14 protein-coding genes are annotated in these 10,053 nt (G+C 65.6%); 6 read left to right on the forward strand and 8 right to left on the reverse strand.

Going from position 1 to position 10,053, the window contains the following annotated elements:
- Window positions 1-100 precede the first annotated feature (100 nt).
- Both IBL25_RS21770 and IBL25_RS21775 read left to right on the forward strand, forming a co-directional pair.
- Complete coding sequence (locus tag IBL25_RS21770) at window positions 101-247, forward strand: hypothetical protein (protein ID WP_187780594.1); 147 nt, start codon at window positions 101-103, stop codon at window positions 245-247.
- Complete coding sequence (locus IBL25_RS21775; protein WP_187780595.1) at window positions 244-402, forward strand: hypothetical protein; 159 nt, start codon at window positions 244-246, stop codon at window positions 400-402. Before IBL25_RS21770 ends, IBL25_RS21775 begins: the two co-directional genes overlap by 4 nt.
- Window positions 403-417: 15 nt before the next feature.
- Here IBL25_RS21775 and IBL25_RS21780 read toward each other — a convergent pair whose 3' ends face one another.
- Both IBL25_RS21780 and IBL25_RS21785 read right to left on the reverse strand, forming a co-directional pair.
- Window positions 418-678, reverse strand: coding sequence for a hypothetical protein (locus IBL25_RS21780; protein ID WP_187780596.1), 261 nt, complete (start codon window positions 676-678; stop codon window positions 418-420).
- Window positions 675-1,298 carry a ParA family protein gene (locus tag IBL25_RS21785; RefSeq protein ID WP_187780597.1) on the reverse strand — a complete coding sequence of 208 codons (624 nt, stop codon included), beginning with the start codon at window positions 1,296-1,298 and terminating at the stop codon, window positions 675-677. Before IBL25_RS21785 ends, IBL25_RS21780 begins: the two co-directional genes overlap by 4 nt.
- A gap of 468 nt (window positions 1,299-1,766) precedes the next feature.
- On the opposite strand from IBL25_RS21785, the gene IBL25_RS21790 reads away from it, so the two are divergent.
- A complete protein-coding gene (locus IBL25_RS21790) occupies window positions 1,767-2,321 on the forward strand; it encodes a hypothetical protein (RefSeq protein ID WP_187780598.1) in 555 nt (184 codons plus the stop codon).
- A 2-nt stretch (window positions 2,322-2,323) separates the two neighbouring features.
- On the opposite strand, the gene IBL25_RS21795 is transcribed toward IBL25_RS21790, so the two are convergent.
- Window positions 2,324-2,566 (reverse strand): hypothetical protein, encoded by a 243-nt coding sequence (locus tag IBL25_RS21795; protein ID WP_187780599.1) that lies wholly within the window; start codon window positions 2,564-2,566, stop codon window positions 2,324-2,326.
- A 298-nt stretch (window positions 2,567-2,864) separates the two neighbouring features.
- On the opposite strand from IBL25_RS21795, the gene IBL25_RS21800 reads away from it, so the two are divergent.
- Window positions 2,865-3,125, forward strand: coding sequence for a hypothetical protein (locus IBL25_RS21800; RefSeq protein WP_187780600.1), 261 nt, complete (start codon window positions 2,865-2,867; stop codon window positions 3,123-3,125).
- A gap of 345 nt (window positions 3,126-3,470) precedes the next feature.
- Here the strand turns inward: IBL25_RS21800 and IBL25_RS21805 are convergent, their stop codons facing one another.
- Window positions 3,471-3,953 carry a thermonuclease family protein gene (locus tag IBL25_RS21805; protein WP_187780601.1) on the reverse strand — a complete coding sequence of 161 codons (483 nt, stop codon included), beginning with the start codon at window positions 3,951-3,953 and terminating at the stop codon, window positions 3,471-3,473.
- Between the two features lie 175 nt (window positions 3,954-4,128).
- On the opposite strand from IBL25_RS21805, the gene IBL25_RS21810 reads away from it, so the two are divergent.
- Both IBL25_RS21810 and IBL25_RS21815 read left to right on the forward strand, forming a co-directional pair.
- Entirely contained in the window at window positions 4,129-5,205 is a 1,077-nt protein-coding gene (locus tag IBL25_RS21810; RefSeq protein WP_187780602.1) for a GSCFA domain-containing protein, read from the forward strand.
- 32 nt (window positions 5,206-5,237) lie between these two features.
- Window positions 5,238-5,549, forward strand: coding sequence for a hypothetical protein (locus tag IBL25_RS21815; protein WP_187780603.1), 312 nt, complete (start codon window positions 5,238-5,240; stop codon window positions 5,547-5,549).
- Window positions 5,550-5,798: 249 nt separating this feature from the next.
- On the opposite strand, the gene IBL25_RS26730 is transcribed toward IBL25_RS21815, so the two are convergent.
- The 4 genes from IBL25_RS26730 to IBL25_RS21835 form a co-directional block, all read right to left on the reverse strand.
- Window positions 5,799-6,917 carry a glycoside hydrolase family 108 protein gene (locus IBL25_RS26730; RefSeq protein ID WP_202986847.1) on the reverse strand — a complete coding sequence of 373 codons (1,119 nt, stop codon included), beginning with the start codon at window positions 6,915-6,917 and terminating at the stop codon, window positions 5,799-5,801.
- Window positions 6,918-6,968: 51 nt separating this feature from the next.
- Entirely contained in the window at window positions 6,969-7,367 is a 399-nt protein-coding gene (locus IBL25_RS21825) for a hypothetical protein (protein WP_187780604.1), read from the reverse strand.
- A 1-nt stretch (window position 7,368) separates the two neighbouring features.
- Window positions 7,369-7,788 (reverse strand): hypothetical protein, encoded by a 420-nt coding sequence (locus IBL25_RS21830; protein ID WP_187780605.1) that lies wholly within the window; start codon window positions 7,786-7,788, stop codon window positions 7,369-7,371.
- A gap of 44 nt (window positions 7,789-7,832) precedes the next feature.
- A partial coding sequence (locus IBL25_RS21835; RefSeq protein ID WP_187780606.1) for a hypothetical protein occupies window positions 7,833-10,053 on the reverse strand: 2,221 nt, incomplete at its 5' end.

The raw sequence follows: 10,053 nt of genomic DNA on the forward strand, positions 1-10,053 counted from the left end.
TCCGCGCCGCCCTCGCCCCCTCCGACCCCGTTTCCGCAGGCCGAGACGCCCAGGTGGAGATGTGCCGGAAGGTGCAGGCGGAAGCGAAGGAGAGGCGGGAATGAGCGCGCCGGCACACCGCCCCATCGCCTACCAGGAGAAGTCCCGCGCCTACGAGCAGCGCCGGAAGGAGTGGCAGGACCGGGTTTGGCCAAAGCTCGCAGAGAGGCTGAGGCAGCAGGCGGAGAAGAAGGAGGGGAAGCAGTGAGCGACCCCCTTCGCGTCCACACGGCCAGCGCCACGATCACGGTGACGATCACCGCGCCGCCCGGCACCTCCCCGGCCGTGCTGGAGGAGATGGTAGCGCTGGCACAAGACCGGTGGCTGTACGAAGCCGGGAAGGTAGTGAGCCGTACGAAGTAGCGCCGTCGTGGCCGGCTACTTCTTGTTCGCCAGCCAGAGCAGCACCGCCTCGTCGATGATGTCCTGGATGGTGCGGCGCTGCTGGAAGGCCGCCAGCCTCAGGGCTTCGTGCGTCTCCACAGTATAGCGATAGCCTGACTGGCGCCGCCCCTCCTTTGGGCGCGGTGCGGCAGGCTTTGGCTCTGGCGCTGGCGCCGCAACCTCAGGAGCGGCAGGCTTCGGTACATCCGCCAGAATGTCGATGGAAGACAGTGGGCGGTAGGGCTGCTTGCTCATCGCGGCGCTCCCAGGCGGCTGGCGACATAGGCCCACAGTGCAGCGACCTCCCCGGCTGCCGGTCCGCTTGGGTCAACCTCCGGCGCGGTCAGCCCGGCGGTCTTAGCACCGGCGTAGTCAGTGCGGTCATGGATCATAGACGGAGCGATGGAGCCGTACTGGCTCAGTGCCACAGCGGCCTCAGCAGTCAGGCGCACCCGCTTCTTTACCCGGTTCAGCGCGAAGGCTGTGGGCTTCTTGGCCTGCTGGACCAGCGAAACGGTTTCGCCCACGGCCCGGAGGTCATCGGGGCTGGGCTGGACCGGGACCAGAACCAGATCGGCGGCCAGTACGGCATCGGTCACGTCCTGGGTCAGTGCCGGCGGGGTGTCGATGATGACCAGACGGAAACCGGCAGCCTCCAGGCCCTTCAGTGTGGCGGACATGCCACCCTCCACGGCCGCCAGGACTGGCGTCTCGGCAGACCGTGCATGCCACCACTTGGTCAAGCCGGCCATGTCGTCGGTGTCGATGATGGCCACAGGCCCTTGCCCGCACCGCTCGGCCTCGACGGCGAGGTGGCAGGAAAGGGTGGTCTTGCCGGCCCCGCCCTTGCGGCTGGCCATGGTGATGATCTGCATGCTGTCCCCCGTTCGGCGGCAGCATGCCTATCTGTTACCCCTTCGTCCAGCCCAGCGTACATTTTGCCAGCTTGCCAACATGGGACCATGCAAACTTGCCAACTTGGTAACTGGCAAGCGTGCAGGCTTGATTGCGGGCGGGCGAGAAGGCAAGAGAGCCCGCAAGATACGTAGCTTTCATGCGTGCGCGCAGTCTTTCTGGCGGGCTAGCAAGTTGGCGTAAGTATATGATCTTAATAGAAACATTGCCAAGCGAGGGCTGGGCATGCATGGTTGCACCGTTGGTAATCCCGCCAGCCGAATGCAGAAAGGGCCGGCCCAGCCGCAGAACGACCGAACCGACCCCTTTGAACCAGAGCGCGCCGCGCCCCAGCGAGTGACATCCCAAGGGTAAGGCTGCGCCTGCAAAATCGCAAGTCTCTTGCGGTGACGGGGAACTGCGTCCTGCTGCTTGGCGGGCGACAAGCCATGCCTACCTCACCACGCCCGGCGCGTGCCGGGTCTGTGCGCGTTGCCGCTTGGCAGCGCCAGCACCTCGGCGACGCCGACCGGCGCCGCATCATGGAGGCTGCACGCCGCCTGGAGCGCCGCAGCCACCAGCCGGGGCTGCACGGCGGCTGCCTGCGCCGTACCGGGATCATCGTGCTCTGGATGCTGCTCTACCGCGGGCCGTCCCGGCATGGGGTCTGTGACCCGAGCATTGGCCAGCTGGCGGAATGGGCGGGGTGCGCCCGTTCCACCGTGCAGCTCGCCCTGAGCCGCATCGAGGCGGCCGGCATCATGGGCCATGTGCGGCGCGGCCTGGTGGTCGCCGGCCGCTGGTGCCAATGGACCTCGGCCTATCTCTTCGCCAGCCCGGAGCAATGGGCCGTAAGCGATACCGAAGCCCGGTCAGCCGAAGTCTCTCTAGTGAAAAAGAAGCTTAGGAAGGAAGGCGGGGGAGGGGAGGGCAGCGCCCTACCGGCGGCCGAGCGCCAAGCGCTGGCGGCGAAATGGGGACTACTGGAACCGGCCAGCGCCTAGCGTTACGGCCAGACGAACGGCTTTGGCAGCCGCTGGTGGTTTAGCCATCCGTCCACCAGCTTCAGCGCTTGCTCGAAAGAGAAGCCAGTGAGCCCGTCATAGGGGTGTCCTGCCAGACGCAGCTTCGTCGTGGCACCCGTGGTGCGGATCTCAGCACCCCGGTAGTGCCAGATCGTCCAGGGGCCTTCGGTGCCCTGCTGGCGCGGCTCATGGTGCGGGATCAGCTCGGGGGATTGCTCGACCATGGCGCGATGTAGCGCCGGCCGGGCCGGTCTGCCACGCGCACAGATTGGGGCAGCGAGGCTGGAAGCTTAGCCCTGGCACGATATTGTGGGTTTCTCGTGCGTAGCCTTGACGCTTGTTCACTATCCGTTCACGGTGGTAGGCTCGCCCCATGAGCCAGCCCCTGACGAACGTAAAGCCCCTCCCGCCGCTCTGCGCCAAGTCGCTGCTGGCGTTCCTCGATGGCTTGTCCGCCAGCGCGAAACCCATCAAATGACCGCCCCGGCGGCTACGCGCCCGCGCCATGGAACTTTTGCCGCCTTGGCCGAGGAAGGGGCCTACCTCGACATCATCTGCATGGGATGCCGCCGCCAGACCGCCATCACAGCGCGAAAGCTCTGCACCGAGGTGCTGTCCGATGTGCTGGTGCGCGACAGCAAGTCTCGCTTCCGCTGCGCGGAGTGCGGACATCGTGGCGTGCATTTCACGCTGCACGGACACTGGACCGGACCTAGCGACATGAAGCCGGACGACTGGGCCGAGACAGCCGAGAGCCGGGTACCCGGGTATGAAGCTCCGTAGCCATGGCCCATAACGTCAGCCGAGAGCGCCAGAAACGGATGTTGCTGAACAGCCCCTTAGAGAACTGGCATGGCTGGCGGCTCTACCTGGTGTGCAAGCCGGCTGAGCATAAGGTCGGATACCGAGTAGACCAGATCATCAGCTACCTGGGTAAGAGCATCACGCTCGGGGAGCTACTTCGGCGCATGAAATGCGGTCGCTGCGTCGAAGTGGTTGGCCGAGTAGAGAGCGCCGCCCTACGCCGGGGCAATGACTGGATCGCCATCACCGGCTATGGCGCCGATTATGGGCCGACAGAACACAGCGACCTCCCCGCCGAGAACAGGTGGTGGCTTGCTGCGAGCACTAACCTCGCTTCTGCCGCCGCCACGCCCACGGCGGAACCCTTTCTTCCTTGGGTAGTGCCCACAGCCCACGCTGAGCCCCCCTCGCCTCCCGCTCCAGCGCCATCAGAGCCGGATCACGATTGAACTGGCGATACACCCAGGCAGCGCCGCGACGGACCATCTCGGCATTGACGTTGAGATCGCCCACCCAGACCTGCCCGACCGTGCGGCCGTAGCGGTCGGTGTCCATCACCTCCACCCTCACCTGCTGGCGGAAGGCCAGCGCCGACAACTCCTGCCGTGCCCGGGTGCCGTAGGGCTGCCGGCTCTCAGGAGTGTCGATGGCATACAGGCGCACGCGGACTTGGCGCCGCTCAGGCGTCAGCAGGGTCAGGGTGTCGCCGTCCTGGATGGCGACAACGCGGCCGGTAAGATCAGCAGCCCAGGCGGGGATGGAAGCGAGGAGGCAGAGAGCCAGGGTGGCGCGGCGGAGGAACGACATGGCAGCGGTGTAGCATGGAGGACGCTGTCGAACGGAAGATGACCCAACTGGACACGGGTTCATCCCCTCAAAACCGCCAAGCCCCAGATTAAAATTATTTAACAAGATTTGCGCAGAATGCGAAATGATCTGGACAAGCTTCGCCGAATGATATTCATCCTTTAACGATCAGGCGATGCCTGAGCTTGACAGTCAGTTCACGGCGGAGATCACCATGGATCAGAATGTGGTGCCGGTCACCTCGCACTCGATCGACACCATCCGCAAGAGCGCCGAAGATGCTCTTGCCGTGGCGAAGAACAATCCTGATCGCTATTGGTCTTCCGGCCCGAAGTCAGCCCGCGAGCGACTTTCCTCCGGCGACTATATGAGCATCAATCATCGCCCGAAGTTCAAGCTTGAACGGACTGACCCGGTATTCACGATTGGCTCCTGCTTTGCCCGTGAGATCGAAAAGTTTCTTATCCGAGACGGAATGCCGGTGCTCCTGCGGGGGCATGGTCTTCCGGCCGAACGCTTCGAGACTTGGAATGAAGAGAAGCAGACCGGCGGCGGGGTTAATGCCGGCGAGATCAGCCGCGGCGTGTTCCACAAGTACACGACACACTCGATGTACTTCGATGTGGACCGCGCGCTGAACGGCACGTCCTATCCGGATCACGGCATGTTGGAACTAGCGCCAAACCGCTGGTTCGACCCGCATTCCGCCGGCGTTGGCGTGGTCGATTATGAGACCGCGCTCGACAACCGCCGGCGCATCGATGCCGGCATGCAGGAGATCAAGCGGGCCAAGGTGGTTCTGATGACGCTCGGCTTGACCGAATCTTGGATTGAACTGCGCAACGGCCTGGTCGCGAACCGCGTGCCGCCTGGCAACTTCCTAGTCAGGCGCAAGGACCTCTTCAGCTTCGCGGACTTCGGTTATGAGGACGTGCTCAGCGAGTTGGTCAAGCTGATCGAACTGGTGCATGACCGCATCCCGGATGTGAAGATCGTCTGCACGGTATCGCCCGTTCCGAGCGGCACGTTCAAAGCTCGAGATGTGGTCGAAGCTTATTGCGGCTCCAAATCCACCCTTCGAACCGCCGCCGAAACTGTCTCGCGGCGCTACGACTTCGTGGACTATTTCCCCAGCTACGAGATGGTAACCAATTCGCCACGTCCCCTGACCTGGATGGAAGATGGCGTGCATGTCCGCCCAGATATGGTGAAACGGGTGACTTCGACCTTCCTCCAGGCCTATTACGGGTAGATCCCAACCGCCTGCTAAAGACTGAGAGCAAGATGTCTGATAATGGCCGCATGCCCGAAGGACTGTGGAACGAGGCTATGGCGGCCGGCTATCAGTCGATAGGGGCCGGCTACGTGGGGGCGGTCGAAGCAGCGACAAAGGGTGACGGATGCCCGACCGCTCTCCCTCTGGCGCTCGGTGGCATCGTCGCGCTAGGGGATTTCCTGCGGGCCTTGCGGGAAGATGGCAAGGCCATGGACCTGACCGAGGAATACGCACTCGCGGTGTTACGCGGCGCTTTGCGGGGTGAGGAAGGTCCTGTCTACGAGGACGGCCGCCTGTTCCTAATCCCCAGGGGGCATTGATCCCCAAACGCAGAAAACCGCCCGGCAGGTCTCCCCACCAGGCGGTTTCTGGCGACCGGGATAGCCCCGATCCTTTATTTGCGACCAGGATACCCTGATCCGATCCGAGCTGCGGGCCGGGCTTGATACCGGCTCCACCTCTCCCCGGACGGTTGCTCCCCGGGTGGCCTCTACCGTCAAGGCGCTTCCTTCAGCACCGCCGCAGCGCTGGCATCATACCACGGCCGCGCTAACCCTTCCTGCTCAAGATCACGCCAGCCCCAAGATCCGGCTCCTGATCCAGCCATAGACGAAGGTCTCCTGGCTGGGCGTACTCTCGGCCAACCCGAGGTAATGCCCAGCCTGGAAGGATTTGACCGCCTCCAGCAGGACCGCCCGCCCATCGGCTCCACGGCGCTGGATGAACGACTGGAGCGCCGCGCGGGTCATGGCGCCGCACTGGCCGTCCACGGTGATGTCGGCATAGAGGCTGCCCTGCCCGTTCATCACGTTCAGCGCCCGCTGGAGCCACTGGCCTGCCCGGCTGGTGCCGCAGTTGATCCCGGCATCGAACAAGCGCTCCCCAAGGTGCGGGTCGATCTCGTCAATGCGGTCGAAGCCCGGCTGCCGCCAGTAGTAGAGACGGTAGATCTCAATGGCCTGGTCGCGGGTCATGTCCCGCATGGCGCCCATGTAGCCGGCAGCGCGGGCGCGGGCGATGGTCACGCCGAACATGGTCTCGCCGCCGCGGTCAGCCGGATTGTTGGAGTAGCCGCCTTCGCGGCCGAGTACGCCTTCCATGAGGCGCGCGAAGCGGTCGGTGGTCGCCACAGGCGCCTCCTTCACAGCTGGATTGAGGTTCGCTGGGGTGGGAGGAACCTCCCCCACCCCGTAGACGGGCACCACCTGCGCGGGGTGATAGACCCCTGGCGCGGGCACCGGAGCGGCGGACTGCGGCGCGGTGCTGACGGCCGGTTTGGCCTCCCGCGCGAAGCCCAGGAAGGTGAGCAGGCGAGACAGGAGGCTCATTGCCCCTGCACCTTCCGCCACGCCCACCTTGATCTTCGACAGCTCGCGGTTGATGGCTCGCTCGGCGGCCTCGCGGCTGGCGCCCAGGGTCTGCACCGCATCCGGCAGGTTGCTCACCATCTCCACGGCCTTGGCGGTGACGCTGCTGGCCGGGTTGTTCGGGTCGGCGATCTCTGCCGCCGCCCCCTGCGCCACCTTGGTCCAGCGCGCGAAGGCCCGCGTCGTCAGCCATTCGGCCAGAGCGGCCTTGGCCATCGGCAGCAACGCCTTGAGGGCATAGAGCGCCAGGCCGATCAGGCCAGCCGCCAGGAACCGCAGCAGCGCATCGAGCGCCACGCGGATATCCTCCCATGTCTCCATGGTCGGTCACTCCAGATTGTCAGGGATGCCGGGATGCGCTCCCGGCGGCGGTCAGGGTTTGGGGAGGCGGGGGAGCGGGTCTTCGAGGCCTGGAAGGTCCAGCGTCTCGTTCCAGGCTGGCCTGGGCTCGCCATCAATGCGCGCCTTGCTCTCCGCCACCTGCCGGGCGTCCAGCGTGTGGCGCCGCATCTCATGCGCAGCGTGGAACCACCACAACGCGATCTGGTACCAGCGCAGGCCACTCAGGCGCTCGTACTCGCGCTCAGCCTGGGCCTTCTCCAGTTTCTCTTCCAGCCGCTCGTTCTCGGCGGTCAGGCTGGCAACAGTGGCTTCAGCAGCCTTGTTGCTGCGGTTCATGCTCGCCGCATAGATGACCCCAATGGGCGTCAGGATCGCAGCCAGTGCGGTCCCAGCAGCGGCGACGAGCTTCTCGACGCCCTCCAACTGCATCTCAGTAATGCCTCCAGAGCCGGTAGAGCACGACACCGGCTACGAGGGGCGCCATCATTGCAGGCACCAACATCGCCGGCACCTGCGCGCCTGACAGAAGCGCGTTGACGAAGATCGAGAAGACGAAGTGGCTCCAGAACACCAGGGACGATCCGGCCGCACAAAGGCGCGCCTGATAGCCCCACTTCGCCCCTCCGAAGCGCAGCGCCAGGACGTGCATGACCGCCAGGATCAGGCCGGCGCAGGTCCAGGACTGCGGAGATAGCGCAATGGTCAGGGCGAGGCCCGGCCGCTGCGTCAGATCGTGGTAGAAGATGATCGCGAAGAAGAACTGGATGCCGCCGATCACCGCGCAGGATAGCTCACCCCATTCCTCACCTCGGAACGGATGCAGCAGGTAGTTAATCGTGCGTTTCGGCATGGGTCAGGTTCCTGCCGGCGGAGAGCGAATATGGCGGATCGCGCTCATGATGCCCTCGTCTGCCCGATGCGCACGATGCTCGTGGCCGGGTCCTCCTGGAAGTGGACGTTTTCTGTGAAGGTCTTCGTCTTCGGCATCGGCGCCATCTGGGCGAGCGCCTTGTCCACTTCGGTGGTGCTGCGTCCCAGATCGCCCAGCAGGTCGCGCAACTGGTTCATGACCGCCCAGGCGCGGCGCTCGTAGTCGCCCACCGTGTTGACGGGCACCGCCGAGTAGTTGTCGCCGAAGGATGTGAAGTTTCCTGTGCCGTCCAGGTTCCGCAGCGCCGCATAGCTCTTGGACCAGTTGGATGAACTGAGCGCGTTGTAGGTGATGCCCTCGCCGTTCTGGCCGAAGTGCAGGTTGTATTGCGTGGCATCTGCGCCCCACCAGCCGGTCTGGTTCTGGAGGATGCGCGCGAGGAAGCCTCCCTGCCGCTCCACTTGGTCAATGGCCCCCGCGAAGCCGAGGCGGGTGGCGCGGATGTGCATGGCGACCAGCATCATCACCTGCCACGGCGCGCCGTCGCCATCCATCGGGTTGTCGTAGGTCCACTCGTCCGGGCAGCCTGCCAGAACAGGACCTTGCGCTGCCGAAAGGGCCGGCCAGCGGGCTGTGGCGCGGGCGTAGTTGGCCTCTGCGACGATGCGGAAGAGGTCGCCGTGCGGCTGCTCGCTGGGCGGCGCGATGGCGGCCCAGTTGATCTGCCGGTTCATCCAGGCGCCGCTGCGGATCTGAACGCCCCGGGTCATGATCGCACCTTCTGCGGTGCTGATCAGGTATTGGCGCCGCGCCGCGCGACCGGCTGCCGTGTCGGCATCGCTGACCGCGCCGCCGTTGGTGATGTCGCCGCGCTCGAAGCCTGCCGGGGCCATCGACATGATCGCATAGGAGGCTTGGCCAAGCAGGCCATCCAGCAGGCAGCGCCGCGCGGTCAGGAAGTAGGGCACCGCGAAGTGGTCGCCCCAGTGCCCGCCATCGACCTGCCACTTGCCGTTCGCGCCCTCGGGGTGCTCGTCCGAGGACTGCGTGAAGCTGCCGTCGTGCGTGGTTACACGGTTGTATGGCCGGTCGATGGGGTTGACCCACCGGCCATAGGTGTCATCCCAGCAGTGCCAGGGGATACCGAGAGCGGCCTCGGCTTGGCCCATCCCGAACTGCTGCGCCCGCTTGTCGCCGGTGACGAGCCAGGCAGCATTAACCTGCGTAGTCTCACCGATATCCGGCCGCCCGCCGGCCTCGCCCTGCTTCTTGTAGATGCCGCGCGTGTTGTAGGGGGTGTTCCAGGTGCCGGCGGCCATCGCCGTGGCGTAGCCAGACAGCAGAGACGGCAGCACGCCGAGCTGGGCATCGTGGTTGGCCGTAAGGCCGGTGCGGGCCAGATAAGCCGGCACCGGCGTCATCCAGGCAGCGTCGAAGGCCACAGCCGTCCCATCCGCTTTCCAGCGGGCGCGCGTCGGCAGGCCGGTATAGAGCGGCGCCTTGGTGACGGTGCGGCTGGCCTTCGTGCCCCCCTCGCCCGTGATCGTGACCGTGTAGGCGGCATCGCCCTGGTTGGCCGCGAAGACCTTGCGGTTCCAGACCACGGCGTCGACGGCGATAGAGCCATCGGCATAGGCAGTGATGTCCGCCACCAGTGTGGCATCCGTGCTGCCGCCAACGGCAGCGCGGGGAATGGCCGCCGTGATGCGGGCCTGCGTTGCCAGGGCGCCGGACCACCAGCGAGCCGCCGGCAATGCGGCCACGATGGCAGCGCGGTCCATGCTGAAGGTATTGGCGCCGTTGCTGACGGTGATGGTGCAGGTGCGGCCGGCCAGCGCCGTGCCCAGGTTGATGGGCGTGCTGCTCTGTGCGGCGGCCTTAGCCAGAGAGGAAGCATTCACCGCGCCATCCGCCAGAGCCGGCAGCGCGACGTGCACGGCGGCCAGGCGGATGGACCCATCGTCCCAGAGGGTGGCGGTGCTGTCGATCTGGGTTGCGACGATGGAACCGTCGGCGAGCTTCATCACCAGCCCATCGCTGGGCATCAGGTGGCCGCGCTGGAAGCCCTGGCCGAAGGTCTGGACTGTCCCGGCAGGGGCACCGGTGCCGGCCATCTTCGCGGCGACGATGGTGTCACCAGCCGCCGGCGGCGGATCGGTCGGGCCTGGATCAACCGGCGGGTCTACCACCACTGGCGGCGCGGTGATCGTCAGGGTGGCCGAGGCCGTGCGCGGCGAGTTGGTG

This window comes from Pseudoroseomonas ludipueritiae (assembly GCF_014490445.1).
In the GTDB taxonomy this organism is placed as follows: Bacteria; Pseudomonadota; Alphaproteobacteria; order Acetobacterales; family Acetobacteraceae; genus Pseudoroseomonas; species Pseudoroseomonas ludipueritiae.

Bases quoted from the DNA above. Each gene is read 5' to 3' on its own strand.
- IBL25_RS21825 (WP_187780604.1), bottom strand. From the start codon at position 7,367: ATGCAGTTGGAGGGCGTCGAGAAGCTCGTCGCCGCTGCTGGGACCGCA.
- IBL25_RS26730 (WP_202986847.1), bottom strand. From the start codon at position 6,917: ATGGAGACATGGGAGGATATCCGCGTGGCGCTCGATGCGCTGCTGCGG.
- IBL25_RS21830 (WP_187780605.1), bottom strand. From the start codon at position 7,788: ATGCCGAAACGCACGATTAACTACCTGCTGCATCCGTTCCGAGGTGAG.
- IBL25_RS21810 (WP_187780602.1), top strand. From the start codon at position 4,129: ATGCCTGAGCTTGACAGTCAGTTCACGGCGGAGATCACCATGGATCAG.
- IBL25_RS21815 (WP_187780603.1), top strand. From the start codon at position 5,238: ATGTCTGATAATGGCCGCATGCCCGAAGGACTGTGGAACGAGGCTATG.
- IBL25_RS21770 (WP_187780594.1), top strand. From the start codon at position 101: ATGAGCGCGCCGGCACACCGCCCCATCGCCTACCAGGAGAAGTCCCGC.
- IBL25_RS21780 (WP_187780596.1), bottom strand. From the start codon at position 678: ATGAGCAAGCAGCCCTACCGCCCACTGTCTTCCATCGACATTCTGGCG.
- IBL25_RS21785 (WP_187780597.1), bottom strand. From the start codon at position 1,298: ATGCAGATCATCACCATGGCCAGCCGCAAGGGCGGGGCCGGCAAGACC.
- IBL25_RS21795 (WP_187780599.1), bottom strand. From the start codon at position 2,566: ATGGTCGAGCAATCCCCCGAGCTGATCCCGCACCATGAGCCGCGCCAG.
- IBL25_RS21805 (WP_187780601.1), bottom strand. From the start codon at position 3,953: ATGTCGTTCCTCCGCCGCGCCACCCTGGCTCTCTGCCTCCTCGCTTCC.
- IBL25_RS21790 (WP_187780598.1), top strand. From the start codon at position 1,767: ATGCCTACCTCACCACGCCCGGCGCGTGCCGGGTCTGTGCGCGTTGCC.